Consider the following 16,971-nt stretch of genomic DNA (forward strand, 5'->3'; position numbering starts at 1 on the left):
CCATAGCCCACCCCTTTTGCGGTCACTCGCGCGAACTCTGCCACGAAGGGACCAAGGCGACCAGCCCCCGTCAGAAATCCAGATGTTCGACGCTGAGGGCGTTCTGCTGGATGAACTCACGCCGGGGTTCCACGACATCGCCCATAAGCTTGGAGAAGATGTCATCCGCTTCGGCCAGATCATCGACCTTGACCTGCAGCAGGGTCCGCGCCTCGGGGTCGAGGGTGGTCTCCCAGAGCTGATCGGGGTTCATCTCGCCCAGGCCCTTGTAGCGCTGCAGCGAAAGGCCCTTTTCACCTTCGGCCAGGATTGATTTCAGAAGGTCGATCGGTCCGTGGATCAGCTGATCGCGGTCTTTGCGAACGAGGCGCGCGGGTTCGCGGTAGACGTCGCGGTGCTGGCCTGCGAGGTGCGAGAGGCGGCGTGCTTCGGACGAGCGGAGGACCGCACCGTCCAGGGTGCGAAGCTCTTCGACCCCACGCAGAATGCGGGACAGGCGGATGCCGTGATCCTGTGTGATCCGACCTTGCCAGCCGCGCTCGAACTCGGGCGCGATAAGGTTCAGCCGTTTGGCAACGGTGTCGGCCACGGCCTGAAGGTCGGCGTCGGCCTTTCCTGGTTCGAAAGCGCTCGCCAGGGCTGCCTGCTCCAGGATTGGGCGGGGGTAGTGAGTCGGGAAGGCATCGAGTACCCGGCGGAACTGGCGCGCCCCTTCGATGACGCGGGCAAGGTCGTTTCCGGCGATCTCTTGATTGTCGACCAGCCGCAAGACGGCCCCGTCGGTGCCCATCTCGATCAGGTAGTCCTCAAGTGCCGGCTGGTCCTTGAGGTAGACCTCGGACTTGCCGCGCGCGACTTTGTAAAGCGGCGGCTGCGCGATGTAGAGATAGCCGCCCTCGATAAGCGCGGGCATCTGACGGAAGAAGAACGTCAGCAGAAGCGTCCGGATATGCGCGCCGTCGACGTCGGCGTCGGTCATGATGACGACCTTGTGGTAGCGCAGCTTGCCGATGTCGAATTCGTCCCGTCCGATCCCGGTGCCAAGGGCAGTGATCAGCGTGCCGATTTCCTGGCTGGAGAGCATCCGGTCGAACCGCGCGCGTTCGACGTTCAGGATTTTGCCGCGCAGGGGGAGGACGGCCTGGTTTGCCCGGCTCCGGCCCTGTTTGGCGCTGCCGCCGGCGCTGTCGCCCTCGACAAGGAAAAGCTCGGACTTCGCCGGGTCGCGTTCCTGGCAGTCGGCGAGTTTGCCGGGCAGGGAGGCCACGTCGAGAGCAGTCTTCCGGCGGGTCAGTTCGCGGGCCTTGCGGGCCGCTTCGCGGGCAAGCGCCGCCTCGATGATCTTGCCGACAATGATCTTTGCGGGGCCGGGGTTTTCCTCGAACCATTCGCCCAGCTTTTCGTTGACCAGGTTTTCCACCGCCGGCCGGACTTCGGAGCTGACCAGCTTGTCTTTCGTCTGGGACGAGAACTTCGGATCAGGCACCTTGACTGACAGCACGCAAGTGAGGCCTTCCCGAGCGTCGTCGCCGGTGAAATCGATCTTCTCGCGTTTGGCGATGCCGGAAGTCTGGGCGTAGCTGGTGATCGTCCGGGTCAAGGCGCCCCGGAATCCGGCCATGTGAGTGCCGCCGTCACGCTGCGGGATGTTGTTTGTGAACGGCAGTACGGTTTCGTGGTAGCTGTCGTTCCACCACATCGCGACTTCGACGCCAATGCCGTTTCTTTCGCCGATCATGTAGATCGGGTCGGGCATCACCGGGGTTTTCGACCGGTCGATGTACTTGACGAACTCCCGCACGCCGCCTTCGTAGAAAAGCTCTACCCGCTGCGGTTCGGCGTGGCGTTCGTCTTCGATGATGATCCGGACGCCCGAATTCAGGAAAGCCAGCTCTCGCAGGCGGTGTTCCAAGGTCTTGAAGCTGTAATCGAGGTTGCTGAACGTTCCTTCGGGAATGTTCGTTTTCGCGGACGCAAGGAACCGCACCTGGGTTCCGCGCATGCCCGGCGCGGGGCCGACAGGGTGGACATGCTCGACGCAGTCGCCATGTTCGAACCGGGCGCGGTATTCGGTGTCGTTGCGCCAGACGACAAGCTCCAGCCATTCGGAAAGCGCGTTGACGACGGACACGCCCACACCGTGCAGGCCGCCCGAGACCTTGTAGGCGTTCCCACCCTCATCCGTGTTGTTGAATTTCCCGCCCGCATGGAGCTGCGTCATGATGACCTCAGCGGCCGAGACGCCCTCTTCCTGGTGGATGTCGACCGGGATTCCGCGGCCGTTGTCACGGACGGAAACGCTGTCATCGGCGTGGATTTTCACCACGACTTCGGTGGCGTGACCGGCCAGCGCTTCGTCGATGCCGTTGTCGACAACTTCGTAGACCATATGGTGCAGACCCGAGCCGTCATCGGTGTCGCCGATGTACATGCCGGGCCGCTTGCGGACCGCTTCTAAGCCTTTGAGAACTTTGATGGAATCGGCGCCGTAATCGGCCCCATTCTTGGGCTGGTCAGCCATGCGTGGGAAACCCTTGTCGTTGCCCGCGATTTATAGCGGTTCGGGCGGGGAATGTCACCCCTTGGCCACAAGATTTGGTGGTCAGGTGAAGGGGATTACAAGGCCGACGGCGATCAGCAGGCAGCCCGACGCGATGTTCAGCCGACGCATCGCCGCGGGGCTGGAAAGAAGGCGGCGGGCGCGGTCCAGGAACCAGGCGAGCCCGAGGTTTCCAAGCATCGGGATCAGGGCCGAGATGAGGAGGATCGCGACGATGTCGGGTGCGGTGACGCGGGCGAGGTCGAAGAAGCCGGGCAGGACGCCCATGTAAAAGAGGATCGCCTTGGGGTTGCCGATCACCGCTGCCACGCCGACCGCAAAACCGGCCCAGGCCCCCGGCCGGGTAAGCCGGCTGTCGGCGTCGATACTGGCGGCGGGTTTGCGGATAAGGAGGACGCCCATTGCCAGGAAGACAGCCGCCGCCACCCACCGCAGGGCCGACAGGAAGTCGCCGTAAAGCGACAGGATCCAGCTTAGCCCGAAGATCGCGGCGAGCGGCCAGATCAGGTCGCCAAGCGCCACGCCAACGGCAAGCGGCCACGCCCCGCGCATTCCGAAGGCGAGCGCACGGGCAGTCAGCGCGACCCAGACCGGGCCGGGAACCGCCCAAAGGGCCGCCATGCCAAGCGCGTAAAGCCAAAGCTGCCAGAGGGTGACGGTCATTCGCCTGTCTTAGAACAGTCCGCCGAGGAGGTCGAGGACCTGGGTCTCGTCCCAGGCGATGTCCGCAAGGTCATAGACTTGCAGGTACTTGGCGTTCTCGCTGCGCCGAAGCTCGCCCGTGCGTGCGCCAGTCAAGTTGATGTAAAGCATTGGATTTCTGGCGGGTCGGAAGCCAGCGGCCGGGTAAAGTGCGGCAGTGCCGAACAGCAGCGCGTGACTTGCCGGAGAGCGGCGTGCGTCGGTCAGGGCCGACTGCACCAGGGCCGCGGCGAAGCCCCGACCGCGAAAGTCGGGGTCGGTCGCCACATCCGCAATTCCGGCGACCGTGAGAAGCTGGTCGCCAAGGCGTACTGCGCGAAGCTGCACAGCCAGGTGAGCAACCATGCGAGCATCCTGCCGGATGACGTGCCGCCAGCTGTGGCGGGTCTGGAAGAAGCTTCGGCCACCGAAATCGGTCGTGAAGCAGCGCTTGAGAAGCGTTGCGATTGCTGCTTCGTCTGCATTTGTGAGCGAATGCTCGTTAATTCTCTCGATCGTTGGAACTGACGTCATTGCGCGATCCTGGACATGCCGTGGTCTTCAGTGATGCGGATGGTCTGCCCGCGGTCGCCAAGAGCCGAAAAGAGCTCCAGCTCTGTGCCGGTCATCAGCGCCTGTGCGCCCAAGGCGCAGATCTCATCGTAGAGCGCGGCACGGCGGTCGGCATCGAGATGTGCGGCGACCTCGTCCAGAAGGAGGATAGGAGCGCGACCCAGGTCCTGCGCCAGGGCGCGGGCGTTGGCAAGAATGAGGCTGATCAGAAGCGCCTTCTGCTCCCCGGTCGAGCATTGGTCGGCGGGGGTGTCCTTGGCGGTATAGCGGGCGAGAAGGTCGGCGCGATGCGGGCCTACAAGCGTGCGGCCGGCGGCGATGTCGCGGCGGCGGCTTTCGGCAAGCGCCATCGCAAGGTCTTCGGGCTCCTCGCTCCCCTCGGGGCCGGTAAGGGTAAGGCCAGCGGACGGAAAGGCGCTGGCAGGATCGGCGGCGGTTGCGATGCGGGCTATGGCGGCGCGGCGATGCCTAGTGATCTCTTGCCCGGCCTCGGCCATCTGGGCCTCAAGGGCCGCGTACCAGTGCGCGTCGCTCACCTGGTCCTTGATCAGCCGGTTCCGGTCCCGCATCGCCTTTTCGTATGTGAGCGAGTGTTCGGCATGGTCAGGGAAGAAGCTGAGCGTCATCCGGTCCAGGAAGCGGCGGCGGCCCTCGGCAGCTTCGATCCACAGCCGGTCCATCGCCGGAACCAGCCAAAGGACACGCAACACCCGTCCGAGGCTTCCTTGTGTAGCAGCTTTGCCGTCGATCCGGACCTGCCGCGTTTCGCCCGGTTCAGCCCAGGTCTCCAGCTCATGCGCGCTGGACAGCCCCTGAACGGAGGCCGAAACCTTCCAGCCAAGCGCCTCGGGCCGACGGGCCAGGTCTTCGGCTGCAGCGCGACGAAGACCCCGACCGGGGGATAGAAGCGAGACCGCCTCCAGCACGTTGGTCTTGCCCGCCCCATTCGGCCCGACCAGCGCTACGGGACGACCGTCGAACGCCAGCCGTGCAGCGCGGTGGCTGCGGAAATGCGACAGGGCGAGGGTTTCGATCGCCAGACCGCCCACGGGATTTTCCTTTCAGCGGCGGCGTTTATCCCGGGTCAGACCCGCATCGGCATGACGACGTAAACCGCCGAAGTGTCATTGCCTTCGCGCATCAGCGTGGGGTCCGCGGCGGAGTTGAAGAGGAAAACAGCATTTTCGCGGTCGACCTGGCTTGCGATTTCCAGAAGGTATTTGGCGTTGAAGCCGATCTCCAACCGCTCATCGCCGTAGGCTACGGCCAGTTCTTCCTCGGCAGCGCCGCTGTCCGGCGAATTCACCGAAAGGACCAGCCGGTCTTCTTCGAGCGACAGCTTCACGGCGCGGGAGCGTTCGGAGGACACCGTCGCCACGCGGTCGACGGCCTTCGCGAACTCCGAGGCGTCAACTTCCAGCTTCCGGGTGTTTCCGGTCGGGATGACACGGGTGTAATCGGGGACGGTGCCATCGATGACCTTCGAGGTCAGCATGATCGCAGGAGTCGCAAAGCGAACTTTCGTTTCGGAAACCGAAACGGCGATGGTGGCGTCGTCATCGTCGAGGAGTTTTCGCAGCTCTCCCACCGTCTTGCGCGGTACGATCACGCCCGGCATCCCATCGGCGCCCTCGGGCAACGGAGCATCAATCCTTGCCAGGCGGTGACCATCGGTCGCGACGCAGCGCAGGACCTTGCCGCTGTCGCCTTGCGACACGTGCATGTAGACGCCGTTCAGGTAGTAGCGGGTCTCTTCGGTCGAAATGGCGAACTTCGCCTTGTCGAAGAGGCGGCGCAGGTCAGCGGCCTTGGCCGAGAAATTCGAGGAATACTCGCTGGTTGCCATGACCGGGAAGTCTTCCTTCGGAAGCGTGGCCAGGCTGAAGGTGGACCTTCCCGCAGTGATGGTGAGCCGACCCGAAGCGGCATCTTCTGACAGGTTCACCAGCGCCCCGTCCGGCAGTTTCCGCACGATTTCATGCAGCATCACCGCCGACACCGTTGTCGCCCCGGCACGTTCGACCATCGCATCGGCGCGGTCGACAACCTCGATATCGAGGTCGGTCGCGCGCAGGGATACCTGCGATCCCTCCGCCTCGATCAGCACGTTCGCGAGGATCGGGATCGTGTTGCGGCGTTCGACAACCGACTGCGCCTGAGCAAGCGCCTTCAAGAGAGTGGCGCGTTCGATCGAGAGCTTCATCTGACTTCCCCCTGCGGACCCTTTAAAGGGACGCCGAATTTATCCGGTTTCCACCGGTTCACAAGTGTTGCCGAGACTGTGCGGAGGTTTCCAGGGTCCGTCAAGGGTGGCGCGCCGTCACCCCTGCAGCAAGCGACGCAGAAGCTGCAGATCATCGGCCAGCTGGCTGTCGGTGGTCATCAGTTCTTCGATCTTGCGCACGCCATGCATGATCGTGGTGTGGTCGCGGCCCCCGAAACGGCGCCCGATCTCGGGGAGGCTGCGCGGAGTCAGCTGCTTTGAAAGATACATCGCCACCTGCCGCGGCCGGGCGATGTTGCGCAGCCGCTTCGGGCCGATAAGGTCCGAGAGACGGACGTTGTAATGCTCGGCCACCTTGCGCTGGATTTCCTCGATGGAGAGCTTGCGGTCGGAGGAGCGGAGGATGTCGGCCAGACAGTCCTGCGCGAGGTCGAGCGTGATTTCGCGGCCCACGAGCGACGCGAAAGCAAAAAGCCGGGTCAGGGCGCCTTCAAGCACGCGGACATTGGTGGTGATCCGGTGGGCCAGAAACTCCAGCACGCCATCGGCGAGGACGAGGCCGCGGTACTGGCTGCGGTAGTATTCGACCTTCTGCTGCAGGATACCGAGCCGGAGTTCGTAATCGGTCGGATGCAGGTCGACGACAAGGCCGCATTGCAGGCGGGACTTGATGCGTTCTTCCAGGTCCTTGATCTCACCCGGCGCGCGGTCGGCGGAAATCACGATCTGCTTGTTCGCATCGACCAACGCGTTGAACGTGTGGAAGAATTCTTCCTGCGTGGAATCCTTGCCGGCGATGAACTGCACGTCATCGACCATCAGCACATCGACCGACCGGAACATCTCTTTGAAATCCATGACCTGGCGTTCGCGGAGCGCCTGGACGAAGCGGTACATGAACTGCTCGGCCGACAGATAGAGCACGCGAAGATCGGGCCGGCGGGCCTGAAGCTCATGCGCGATGGCATGCATCAGGTGGGTCTTGCCAAGGCCGACGCCGCCATAAAGGAAGAGCGGGTTGAACGTCACCGGGCCGCCTTCGGCCACACGACGGGCGGCGGCATGCGCAAGCTCGTTCGGTTTGCCGACGACGAAACTGTCGAAAGTGAAGCGGGCATCCAGCGGCGCGCCGGGAAGCTCTTCGTCTGAGGGGCGGGCGCGGGCAGTCTTGGCGGCGACTTTCGCGGCAGGCGCACGCGGCGCGGCAACCTTGCCCACGGCAAATTCGACGCGGTCGACAGGTTCGCCTGCGCTGACGAGTTGCGAGCGGATGTGGTCGGCATAGTTGCGCTGGACCCAGTCACCGAAAAAGATCGTTGGAACTTCGAACCGGGCAACACCGTTCTTGAGCAGGGAAAGCTTCAGGGGTTCGATCCAGGTGACGTAGTTGTTCTTGCCTACGCGCTTGATAAGCTCTTCACGGACCTGCCCCCAGGTTTCGTTTGTCATTCTTCAACCTGCCAATATCTACGGCCCGGCGGCAACTGCGCCGATCCTGCCCTGTTTCTTTACTGGACGAACCACTTCGACCAAGCCCCCTTGCGCCAAAGGGCGCAACGGACAACAGGCTTGTCTGTGAGACAGAACAACGGGCAAGAGAAATGCCAGGCGACCAGCATCCCTTGCCACATGTGAAGGGGCAGCTTGAATGCCGCCTCCAACGCTTTGATCGCAAACGAAAAACTCAGATAAGGCGACGATATCGGCGCCCAACCCGTGCAGCAGCTTTCCTTTTGCGACCCGTTCTTGTCCCCCAAGACGAAGTGAATCGCAGCCCTACGCTAGCAAGCCGCGCGCGAACTCTGCAACCGAACAACGCGCTTGACAGAGCTTCCCGCAAATCGAATCCGGTGCCCTGTGCAAATCGGCAACGGAGAGCCGGAATGGCTCGTCTGGAAGGCACAAGAACGCCGAAGGGCGCAACTCTTGCGAGTGCGCCCTTGCAGTCGAAAAGAATCGGTCAGGCCTCAGGCCTTCGCAACGCCTTTGACGCGCGACGAGAGCCGCGACATCTTCCGGGCGACGGTGTTCTTGTGCAGCACGCCCTTGGTCACACCCCGGGCAAGTTCCGGCTGAGCGGCCTTCAGCGCGGCCTCGGCAGCGGCAGCATCGCCCGAGGCGATCGCTTCTTCGACCTTGCGCAGGAAAGTGCGGATGCGCGAGCGACGCGCCTTGTTCACGGCATAACGCGCCTCGGACTGGCGGGCGCGTTTCTTGGACTGTTCGGTATTGGCCATTATGGCTTCCTTGGGTCTATCGGTTTCAAATCGTCGCACGAAAGACCACAAGACCCCAACCAGAGGTCGGGAGTGATTCTTGCCTAAGCGGGCCCACGCGCATGTGCCGCTGGCCTATAGGGGATAAGTGCTGCAAAGGAAAGCCCCCAACGGGCTGCTCGTCGATGGACTTCGTCCACTCCTCGCGGGCGGGCCATCCGACGAGGAGACGAAGTCGAACGAGGAGGGGCCCCTAGCGGTCGCGGAACTGCGGCTGGCGCTTTTCCAGGAACGCCGCCATGCCTTCCTTCTGATCTTCCGTCGCAAAGAGCGCGTGGAACATGCGGCGCTCGAACAGCAGACCTTCGGAAAGCGTGGTTTCCTGCGCACGGTTCACCGTCTCTTTGACCACCATGGCAGTGATAGCCGACTTCTCGACAATCTTCTGCGCAGCCTTCATCGCCTCTTCGAGCAACGACTTTGCCGGCACAACCCGCGAAACGAGGCCACAGCGTTCAGCCTCGGCCACCTCCATGAAGCGGCCCGTCAGATGCATGTCCATCGACTTCGACTTGCCGACCGCGCGGGTCAGCCGCTGCGTGCCGCCAAGGCCCGCGACGACACCAAGGTTGATTTCCGGCTGGCCGAACTTGGCCGTATCGGCGGCAATGATGAAATCGCAGATCATCGCCAGCTCGCACCCCCCGCCAAGACAGTACCCGGCCACGGCTGCAATCATCGGTTTGCGGGCCTTGGTCAGGACTGCGACTTCGGAGGCAAACATGTCGTCGAAGAAGACATCGATAAAGCTTTTCTCGGCCATCTCGCGGACATCGGCCCCTGCGGCGAAAGCCTTGTCCGAGCCGGTGATGACGATGCATCGCACCTTGTCGTTCGCTTCGGCAGCGGCGACGGCAGCCGCAAGCTCGCGCATCAGCATCGAATTCAGGGCGTTCATGGCATCGGGGCGGTTCAGTCGGATCAGCGAGACATAGTCTTCGATCTCGACGATCAGCGTTTCATAGGCCATCTGAGGCTCCGCTCTCGGCAGTCGCGGAGACTCCTAGCACCAAACGCTGCGATGGCAAGTCACCTCTGACAGGACGGGCACCAGAAGGACGAGCGGCCGGATTGCACAGTCCGCGTTATGGTGCCCTTGCAGCCGGGGGTTTCGCAGGGTTCGCCTTCACGGTCATAGACTTGAAAATGCTTGGAGAAATAGCCAAGCTCGCCATTCGCCTGCCGAAAGTCGCGCAAAGACGAGCCGCCCGCCTCGATCGCTTCTGCCAGGACTTCGCGGATCACCGGGACAAGGCTGCCGACCGTCTTTGGCTTCAGGTCTCCGGCCAGACGAAGGGGGCTTACCCTTGCCCGGTAAAGCGTTTCGGCGACATAGATATTGCCCAGACCCGCGACGACGCGCTGGTCCAGAAGGGCGGCCTTGATCGGCGTCTTCCGGCCCTTGAGACGTGCGGCGAGATAGGGCTCGTTGAAGTCATTGCCGAACGGCTCGGGCCCAAGGCCCGCAAGCAGCGGGTGATCATGGGCGGAAGCGGTCGGCATCAGATCCATCGCCCCGAAGCGGCGGGCGTCGTTGAAGGTGACCCACGCGCCGCCCTGCATGTGCAGGACGACATGGTCGTGTTTCTGGGGTGCCGGATGGTCATGGTAGAACGCGCCGATCTGCGCGCCCGAGATCAGCATCCGCCCCGACATCCCCAGATGGATCAGCAGCGTCTCGCCACTGTCGAGATCGGCCAGAATGTACTTCGACCTCCGCCGAAGAGCGATCACCCGCCGCCCCGTCAACCGTTCGGCCATCCGTTCGGGCAAGGGCCAGCGCAGGTCCGGCCTGTTGACCTCGGCCCGCGCGATGACGACGCCCTCCATCACCGGCGACAGGCCGCGGCGGACGGTTTCGACCTCGGGAAGCTCAGGCATTCGCGGTTCGGTTCCGCCGGATCTGGGCCAGCGCGAAGTCCTTGAATTCCTCGATACCGACGCTGTGCTTCAAGACCTTGGCCTTGCCGCCCGGTTCGAAGAAGAGATGCAGCTCATAGGCCCCGTCATCCGCGATCCGCCACAAGTTCTTCCAGCGATACTCGCGCCGGACGAACATCATCCGGGTCACGATCAGCATGTCGCGATCATAGCGCGTTTCGAAAGTGAAGATATAGACCACGCCGTTCAAAGCCGCGAACAGGCAGATGGCGTTCATGATCGCGCCATAGGTGCCCGGATCGACGGTCTGCAGCTCGCCCTGCTGGCCGGTTACCTGGGTCACAAAGTACATCATCGCTGCGCAAAGCCCGAGAACGAAGAGCTTGACGCCGACCGACGGCTTCAGCACTCGCTGGTCAAGCGACACTGCGGCCTGTCCCCCGGTGCCGACATGGGCCAGCTGGTCATAATGCCACGGCAGGACCGCACCCTGGACCAGCCCGGTCGGTCCGATCGTGCCTGCGTCGTTGTGTCGTTCGATGTCCTGCCGCCGTCGGTTTAATCTGCGCCAGAACAGATAGACCCGCAACGCAATGACACCGACCACAAACAGCACGCCCAGCAGCATCTGAGAGATCACGCTGCTGATGGCAGAAAGGTCTTCCGGGTGCATGTGCGGGGCTTTCGTAACGAGATGGTTTTCCTTTTGCCTGCTTCGGTATAACTCGATGCGGGCGACAATTGGGCAGCATCCTATGACGCAGCGTTCGGACGAGAAGACCACCCACTTCGGCAACCAGGAGGTGCCCGAGGCCGAAAAGGCCGGGATGGTGCATGGCGTCTTCAGCCGCGTGGCCTCGAAATACGACGTGATGAACGACCTGATGTCGATGGGCATCCACCGCGTCTGGAAGGACGCGATGATGGACTGGCTGGCGCCCCGGTCGGGCCAGCGGCTTCTGGACGTGGCTGGCGGGACGGGCGACGTCGCCTTCCGGTTCCTGAAACGCGCACCGGGGGCGACGGCGGTCGTCTGCGACATGACCGAGCCGATGCTGGCAGAAGGCCGCAAGCGCGCCGAGGCCGAGAAGCTTGCCGAAAGCCTCGACTGGGTGGTGGGCGACGCGATGGCCCTGCCCTTTCCGGACGCAAGCTTTGACACCTACACGATTTCCTTCGGCATAAGGAACGTGACCCGCATCCCTGATGCGCTGGCCGAGGCCTACCGCGTCCTCAAACCCGGCGGGCGGCTCATTGTGCTGGAGTTCTCGCGCATCCCCAACGACCTGATGCAGAAGGCCTACGACGTCTATTCCTTCAACGTGATCCCGGCGATGGGCCAGGTCGTGGCCGGGGACCGCGCCAGCTACCAGTACCTCGTCGAGTCGATCCGCAAGTTCCCAGATCAGGACAGCTTCGCCGCGATGATCCGCGAGGCGGGCTTCGGCCAGGTGAAATACCGCAACCTGACCATGGGTATCGCAGCGCTCCATTCCGGCTGGAAACTGTGAAAGGTCCCCACAACATCATCCGGCTGATCCGGACGGGCGCCACCCTGGAACGCACAGGCGCCATGGATGTGGTGCTTGAGGCCTTCCGCGCCCCGCCGCGCCTCCGCTTTGCCGCGCGGATGCTGGGCTGGCCGTTCAAGTGGCTGGGCCTGAGGGGCGACCTCGACCTGCCGCCCGCCACCCGTGCCCTCACCGCCCTCGGCCCCGCCTACATCAAGTTCGGCCAGGTGCTTTCGACCCGCCCCGACATCGTGGGCGAGGAGCTTGCACAGCAGCTCAAGTACCTGCAGGACAAGCTGCCGCCCTTCCCCACCGCCACTGCGAAGAAGATGATCGAGGCCGAGCTGGAGCTGCCGGTATCGACGATCTTCAGCGAGTTCTCCGAACCCGTGGCCGCCGCGTCCATCGCCCAGGTCCACCGGGCCCGGCTGGCGGATACGGGCGAAGACGTCGCGGTCAAGGTTCTGCGCCCAGGCATCGAGCGCGCCTTCCGCAAGGACATCGACGCCTTCTACCTAGCCGCCCGCTGGATTGCGCGCCTGGCGCCGTTCTCCCGCCGCCTGCGCCCGGTCGAAGTGATCCAGCATTTCGAAGGCGTTGTGATGGGAGAGCTGGACCTGCGGCTCGAATCCTCGGCCGCGGCGGAATTCGCGGCCAATACGGCGAAAGACGAAGGCTTTCAGGTCCCGAAGCCGCACTGGTTCCTCTCCAGCCGTAACGTGATGACGCTGGGCTGGGCCGAAGGCATCGGGCTGAACGACATTGCCGAGATCGACGCCGCCGGTCATGACCGCCGGGTCCTCGGCTCCCGTGTCCTGCAGCTTTTCCTGAGCCATGCGCTCCGCGACGGGTTCTTCCACGCCGACATGCATCAGGGGAACCTGAAGATCGCGGCGAACGGTGACATCATCGCCTATGACTTCGGGATCATGGGGCGGATCGACGAATACACCCGCCGGGTCTACGCCGAGATCCTGATGGGCTTCATCCGCAAGGACTACCGCCGGGTCGCCGAGGTGCATTTCGAGGCGGGCTATGTGCCCCCCGATCGCGACATCGACGAATTTGCCCGCGCACTCCGGGCTGTGGGCGAGCCGATCTTCGGGATGGATGCGAGCCGCATCTCGATGGCCCGCCTTCTCGCCTATCTTTTCGAGGTGACCGAACGCTTCGGGATGGAGACGCGGACCGAACTCATCCTTCTACAGCGCACGATGGTGGTGGTCGAAGGCGTGGCGCGGTCGCTTGATCCGCATATCAACATCTGGGAAATCGCCCGCCCCATCGTCGAGCGCTACATCAAGGAGAACATCGGGCCAAAAGCGCTGCTTCGCGATCTGTTCAAGACGGCGCGGGTCCTGGCGCGATTCGGGCCAAAGCTTCCGGCGTTGGTCGAGGCCCAGCTGATCCGCGCTGGGAACCCCGCAACGCCGCCGGCCCGCCCGCGACGGGTCCTGGGTCCGATCCTCTGGATCGCTCTGGCTGTGGCGGCCTTTGCGGCCGGGTTCTTCGTTGACGGGATGATCTGACGGTCGGGGTCGGGCCAAATTCCTTCGAAGGAATTTGCAAAAGTTTTCGAGAACTTTTGGCCCCCAGCCCAGCGGTGTCAGGCTGGCGGGAGACGTAGCGCGGTCACATCGCTCGCCAGAACTTCGGCGCCGCCTTCCAGCACAAGCTTTGTGCCAGACGGTCCGCCCCGGGCTTCGATGACGCGTGCATAATGCTCGACGGCCCGAGAATCGATCACCGTGTCGCCGTTCAGGCTCTCAAGCGCGATGGAATAAGTTCCCGGCAGCAATGGCGCGCCATCCGCACCGGCGCCGAGCCAGCTGTAGGGCTCGACGCTCACCGGAATCTCCTCGCGGGACAGCAGATTGCCCTCGGCGTCCTTGACCACAAGGACCGCGCGATTGGCCCCGACGGCAGGGTTCGGTGACAGGGTGACCGGCGTTCCAGCATAGTGCACAGGCGCATTCGATCGCGCCTCCTTCCCGATCCAGCTTGCCATCTCCGCCATGCCAAGCTGCTGGAACCGCCCTTGAAGGTCTGTCAGAAGCTCGTTGGTGCGTACTTGCTGCTCGACGCCCGAGAAGGTCGCAAGCTGCACCGCATAGTCTGTGGACTCAATTGGATTGAGCGGATCCTGATTCTGCATCTGGACCGTCAGCATCTTCAGGAACGTGGTGTAGTCCGAAGTGATCTTGGTTGCCGAAGTGGAAGTGGCCGCCGGGGTGGCGGAAGTGGTTATAGAGCTGACGTCCATGGTGCCCTCACAATCTCAGGTCAAGGGAAGCCCCGGCCACAAGGCCCGGGGCGGATGGGGTTGGGGATGATTGGTCATGCGGCGCTCGGGGCGTCGGGCCGGCCGATCCCTCGTTCCGGTCTGGCGAGCTGCCGCTGCCGTGCTGACCAAAGCCGATGTCGGCGCCCGAATATCCGGCAGAGCGGATCGCCTCGGCCAGTTCCCCGGCATGGCGGCGGAAGAGGTCCAGCGTCTCGGGCCGCTCGAAGCTGATCATCACCACCATGCGGTCCGGGTTCGCAGCATCGGGTTCCAGCCGCAGGCGGACATGGCCAAGCTCCTCGGGCGACAGCGCCAGTTCGGTCGCCCCGTCCCCGCTTTGCGACAGGGAAACGGCAATCTGCGCTGCGACCTGCGGTATCGGGAAAGCTGCGGGCGCCACCCCAGCGCCAGAGACCGGCGCGCCCGGCAGGCCTGCGGCAACGGGCGAGGTTAGCGCGAGGGCCGGATCATCGCTGGCTTCATCGATTGCATCAGCGATAAGGTCCAGTATAGGCATCGCGGCCCAGGCTGCTGGCGGCCTGGGCGGCATCGTGGTCTTGCCCGGCAGCATACGCGCGGCATCCGGCGACCCGGCCTCTGCGGGTTTTCCGGCGCCCGTTGTTCCGACTTTTGCTCCCAAATCGTATGACGACGCATCCACCACCGGCTCGCTCGCGATCAGGGCAAGATCTTGTGACAGTGCAACCGGACCAACTGCGTCTTGTCCGGGAGCGCGCGTTTCGACTGCTTGACCCGCTGCAAGCCCGGTCAGAAGACGCTCCCAAAACCCAGCGGTTGCCGGGGGCAGTTCCAACGGTAGCGGCGGAGGCAGATCAGCTTCGGTCTCGGCGACGGAGGGCGCGGCCAAACGCGCGATCGACGGTTCCGGCAGCCCTGCCGGCGGTTGCGAGGCAAAGGTGGCCGCTGCTGGCATTCGCAAGGCCGTATTAGGGACCTTCGGCGTCGCCGGAAGATCGGGGCCTGGGGCAGCGAGATCCTGCCACGCGTCCGGGCTTGGACGAGTCAGTGCAGCGGCAGGGCCCTTCGGTCGGACGTCGCTGATCTCTGGCGCGGCGGACCGTGGTTCGGCCCCTCCCCGCGCGAAGCCAGAGAGCAGATCGGGGACTTCGGCTAGCCTTTCGACTACCGGATCGGCGCCCTTGACCGTCGTGCCCGGCGTCTCCATCCAGCCCTGGATAACCTTCGCCGGTGGCACCGCGGCCTGATCCACCAGCTCAGTCTGAGCAACCGGCGCCACCGCAGTGTGATCAGGCGGTGCGGCCTCCGTTGGTGCAGCACTGTCCTTTGGCGGCATCGTTGCACCTGGCGGCACCGCAGTGGCGGGCTCTGGAATCGGCACAGTCGCATGAGTGGCGCGGCTTTCACCCAATCCTCCGCGCGGCTGCGGTCTACGGTCAACCACTGCAAGAGCAAGGTCATCGGCTAAGGTCCCCGGTCGGAAAATCTGCCTGACCGCGCCTTCGGCCCCGGCCACAGCGCTCTCCTCCGACTGCCCGGCCATGCCCTTTTCCTGAGCTTTTGCGATCAGGCCAGTAACGTCCGGCAGGACCGGGCCGCTCAGGCCCTCCAGCGTCAAACTATCCACCACGTCGCCACCGGCGATGCGGCTTGCCACCAGGGCTTCCGCTGCAGCCTCGGCCCTTTCTACACCCGCCAGGAGCACTGATGATGCCTTGTTTGGAGCTGTCTCGATCGAAGCAGCCCCCCCATCGCCGAAAGCCACAGGGGACCCCTCGCCCCCCGTCTGCCCCACCGGGGCCAAAGCCCAGAACGCGGGGGCGACCAGACTTGGGGCTATCGCATCGGACAACAGACCGACACCTTCCGCCACATCAACCGGCACCTCCCCGAACGACATCATAAACCCGTCACCCGGCGCAGGCTCAGCCGCAGCCTGGGCCTCTGCCGGGAAGGGGGAAAACGGAAGGATGGCAAGGACGCTCTGCATGTTCCCACGACTTCTGCCGCAACGCCCCCTTTATCCCGGCAAGAAGTTACCCATTCTTTACCCCCATCGCGGATCGTTGCGGAAAATCCGACTGATCCGGAGAGCCCGATGGAAATCCAACCGATCACTACCCCCGCCCCCTCGCGGCACGAGCAGCTTATGTCGAAAGCCGAGGAGCTGGAGGCCACCTTCCTTGCCGAAATGCTCGCCCATAGCGGCCTTGGCGAGACACAGGGCGCGTTCGCGGGCGGCCAGGGGGAGGCGCAGTTCACCTCGTTCCTCCGGCAGGAACAGGCGCGGCTCATCGTCCAGAACGGTGGGCTTGGCCTCGCCGAACTCATCTTCAACTCCATGGTAGAGGCCGAGAGTGGCGCTGCTTGAAGACCTTCTCGACCACGCCGCCGAGGCCCTGCTGATCGGCGACCTCGCCGCCCTTGGCGCGCTGACCCCGCAGATCAAGACCGCTCTCTCTGCGCTCACGCCGGATGCCGCCACCCGCCGCCTCCGCGACAAGGCGCTCCGCAACGCCCGGCTTCTTGAAGCAGCCACCCGTGGGGTGAAGGCCGCCCGCCACCGGCTGACCGAAATCACCCGCGGCCCCACGCTTACCACCTACAACGCGCGCGGGCAGAAGGCGGCCATCGCGCCGCTTGGCCCCGATCCCGCCCGAAGGGTCTGAACTTATTCAAATGCCAGGCAAATCGCTGAGGGCATTTAGGAATTGGTTAGCTGCTTTGGCGCTTCATTGACATCGCGCCTCATGACGGGGCGGCGCTTCCGGGGAACCGGCGGCATCGGACAGAACGCCCATCCTGCCACGCCTTGTGGCTTTTTCGGCCGTGAAAGCTGCGGCCTTATGCGAAGGAATGAAGTATGTCGTCGATCCTGACCAATACCAGCGCGATGGTTGCCCTGCAGACGATGAAGGGCATCAACGCCAACCTGAACAAGACCCAGGCCGATATCGCGACCGGCAAGTCGGTCGCCACCGCCAAGGACAATGCTGCCGTCT

General features: G+C 63.9%; 16 protein-coding genes and 1 pseudogene. 5 read left to right on the top strand and 12 right to left on the bottom strand.

Translation table 11 applies throughout. From position 1 onward, the window contains the following. Positions 1-70: 70 nt before the first annotated feature. From gyrB to ACRCSW_RS05870, 10 genes are all read right to left on the bottom strand, one after another. Positions 71-2,521 (bottom strand): DNA topoisomerase (ATP-hydrolyzing) subunit B, encoded by a 2,451-nt coding sequence (gene gyrB / locus ACRCSW_RS05825; protein ID WP_438703377.1) that lies wholly within the window; start codon positions 2,519-2,521, stop codon positions 71-73. 81 nt (positions 2,522-2,602) lie between these two features. Beyond that, positions 2,603-3,223 carry a LysE family translocator gene (locus ACRCSW_RS05830; protein WP_438703379.1) on the bottom strand — a complete coding sequence of 207 codons (621 nt, stop codon included), beginning with the start codon at positions 3,221-3,223 and terminating at the stop codon, positions 2,603-2,605. 9 nt (positions 3,224-3,232) lie between these two features. Next, on the bottom strand, positions 3,233-3,775 hold the full coding sequence (locus tag ACRCSW_RS05835) for a GNAT family N-acetyltransferase (protein ID WP_438703380.1): 543 nt from the start codon (positions 3,773-3,775) through the stop codon (positions 3,233-3,235). Beyond that, entirely contained in the window at positions 3,772-4,863 is a 1,092-nt protein-coding gene (recF, locus tag ACRCSW_RS05840) for a DNA replication/repair protein RecF (RefSeq protein WP_438703382.1), read from the bottom strand. Before recF ends, ACRCSW_RS05835 begins: the two co-directional genes overlap by 4 nt. A 35-nt stretch (positions 4,864-4,898) precedes the next feature. After that, positions 4,899-6,017, bottom strand: a complete 1,119-nt coding sequence (gene dnaN / locus ACRCSW_RS05845; RefSeq protein ID WP_438703383.1) for a DNA polymerase III subunit beta — start codon at positions 6,015-6,017, stop codon at positions 4,899-4,901. Positions 6,018-6,134: 117 nt separating this feature from the next. Beyond that, positions 6,135-7,487 (bottom strand): chromosomal replication initiator protein DnaA, encoded by a 1,353-nt coding sequence (gene dnaA / locus ACRCSW_RS05850; RefSeq protein ID WP_438703385.1) that lies wholly within the window; start codon positions 7,485-7,487, stop codon positions 6,135-6,137. A gap of 518 nt (positions 7,488-8,005) precedes the next feature. Continuing rightward, the gene (gene rpsT, locus ACRCSW_RS05855) at positions 8,006-8,275 is read right to left on the bottom strand and encodes a 30S ribosomal protein S20 (RefSeq protein WP_438703387.1); all 270 of its coding nucleotides are present in this window, start codon (positions 8,273-8,275) and stop codon (positions 8,006-8,008) included. A 232-nt stretch (positions 8,276-8,507) separates the two neighbouring features. Further along, on the bottom strand, positions 8,508-9,284 hold the full coding sequence (locus ACRCSW_RS05860; RefSeq protein ID WP_438703389.1) for an enoyl-CoA hydratase: 777 nt from the start codon (positions 9,282-9,284) through the stop codon (positions 8,508-8,510). A 59-nt stretch (positions 9,285-9,343) separates the two neighbouring features. Then, on the bottom strand, positions 9,344-10,195 hold the full coding sequence (gene mutM, locus ACRCSW_RS05865; RefSeq protein WP_438703390.1) for a bifunctional DNA-formamidopyrimidine glycosylase/DNA-(apurinic or apyrimidinic site) lyase: 852 nt from the start codon (positions 10,193-10,195) through the stop codon (positions 9,344-9,346). Next, a complete protein-coding gene (locus tag ACRCSW_RS05870; protein WP_438703392.1) occupies positions 10,188-10,868 on the bottom strand; it encodes a hypothetical protein in 681 nt (226 codons plus the stop codon). The genes mutM and ACRCSW_RS05870 overlap by 8 nt, the downstream gene beginning before the upstream one ends. Before the next feature lie 82 nt (positions 10,869-10,950). On the opposite strand from ACRCSW_RS05870, the gene ubiE reads away from it, so the two are divergent. Next, positions 10,951-11,706, top strand: coding sequence for a bifunctional demethylmenaquinone methyltransferase/2-methoxy-6-polyprenyl-1,4-benzoquinol methylase UbiE (ubiE, locus tag ACRCSW_RS05875; RefSeq protein WP_438703394.1), 756 nt, complete (start codon positions 10,951-10,953; stop codon positions 11,704-11,706). Then, on the top strand, positions 11,703-13,235 hold the full coding sequence (ubiB, locus tag ACRCSW_RS05880; protein WP_438703396.1) for a 2-polyprenylphenol 6-hydroxylase: 1,533 nt from the start codon (positions 11,703-11,705) through the stop codon (positions 13,233-13,235). Before ubiE ends, ubiB begins: the two co-directional genes overlap by 4 nt. 77 nt (positions 13,236-13,312) lie before the next feature. On the opposite strand, the gene ACRCSW_RS05885 is transcribed toward ubiB, so the two are convergent. Continuing rightward, complete coding sequence (locus ACRCSW_RS05885) at positions 13,313-13,969, bottom strand: flagellar hook capping FlgD N-terminal domain-containing protein (RefSeq protein ID WP_438703398.1); 657 nt, start codon at positions 13,967-13,969, stop codon at positions 13,313-13,315. A 7-nt stretch (positions 13,970-13,976) separates the two neighbouring features. Further along, entirely contained in the window at positions 13,977-15,959 is a 1,983-nt protein-coding gene (locus ACRCSW_RS05890) for a flagellar hook-length control protein FliK (protein WP_438703399.1), read from the bottom strand. Positions 15,960-16,067: 108 nt separating this feature from the next. Here ACRCSW_RS05890 and ACRCSW_RS05895 point away from each other — a divergent pair, with 108 nt between their 5' ends. The 3 genes and pseudogenes from ACRCSW_RS05895 to ACRCSW_RS05905 all read left to right on the top strand — a co-directional run. Then, complete coding sequence (locus ACRCSW_RS05895; protein ID WP_438703400.1) at positions 16,068-16,340, top strand: rod-binding protein; 273 nt, start codon at positions 16,068-16,070, stop codon at positions 16,338-16,340. Continuing rightward, positions 16,327-16,638: a hypothetical protein gene (locus ACRCSW_RS05900; protein WP_438703402.1), complete on the top strand. Its 312-nt coding sequence runs from the start codon at positions 16,327-16,329 to the stop codon at positions 16,636-16,638. The genes ACRCSW_RS05895 and ACRCSW_RS05900 overlap by 14 nt, the downstream gene beginning before the upstream one ends. Positions 16,639-16,832: 194 nt before the next feature. Next, positions 16,833-16,971 (top strand): annotated as a pseudogene (locus ACRCSW_RS05905) (flagellin); the annotation flags it as partial.

Origin of the sequence: Tabrizicola sp. (genome assembly GCF_051645465.1) — a bacterium.
GTDB lineage: Bacteria > Pseudomonadota > Alphaproteobacteria > Rhodobacterales > Rhodobacteraceae > Tabrizicola.

Coding starts and splice junctions, on each gene's coding strand:
- gyrB (WP_438703377.1), bottom strand. CDS start 2,521: ATGGCTGACCAGCCCAAGAATGGGGCCGATTACGGCGCCGATTCCATC.
- ACRCSW_RS05830 (WP_438703379.1), bottom strand. CDS start 3,223: ATGACCGTCACCCTCTGGCAGCTTTGGCTTTACGCGCTTGGCATGGCG.
- ACRCSW_RS05835 (WP_438703380.1), bottom strand. CDS start 3,775: ATGACGTCAGTTCCAACGATCGAGAGAATTAACGAGCATTCGCTCACA.
- dnaN (WP_438703383.1), bottom strand. CDS start 6,017: ATGAAGCTCTCGATCGAACGCGCCACTCTCTTGAAGGCGCTTGCTCAG.
- dnaA (WP_438703385.1), bottom strand. CDS start 7,487: ATGACAAACGAAACCTGGGGGCAGGTCCGTGAAGAGCTTATCAAGCGC.
- rpsT (WP_438703387.1), bottom strand. CDS start 8,275: ATGGCCAATACCGAACAGTCCAAGAAACGCGCCCGCCAGTCCGAGGCG.
- ACRCSW_RS05860 (WP_438703389.1), bottom strand. CDS start 9,284: ATGGCCTATGAAACGCTGATCGTCGAGATCGAAGACTATGTCTCGCTG.
- mutM (WP_438703390.1), bottom strand. CDS start 10,195: ATGCCTGAGCTTCCCGAGGTCGAAACCGTCCGCCGCGGCCTGTCGCCG.
- ACRCSW_RS05870 (WP_438703392.1), bottom strand. CDS start 10,868: ATGCACCCGGAAGACCTTTCTGCCATCAGCAGCGTGATCTCTCAGATG.
- ubiE (WP_438703394.1), top strand. CDS start 10,951: ATGACGCAGCGTTCGGACGAGAAGACCACCCACTTCGGCAACCAGGAG.
- ACRCSW_RS05885 (WP_438703398.1), bottom strand. CDS start 13,969: ATGGACGTCAGCTCTATAACCACTTCCGCCACCCCGGCGGCCACTTCC.
- ACRCSW_RS05890 (WP_438703399.1), bottom strand. CDS start 15,959: ATGCAGAGCGTCCTTGCCATCCTTCCGTTTTCCCCCTTCCCGGCAGAG.
- ACRCSW_RS05895 (WP_438703400.1), top strand. CDS start 16,068: ATGGAAATCCAACCGATCACTACCCCCGCCCCCTCGCGGCACGAGCAG.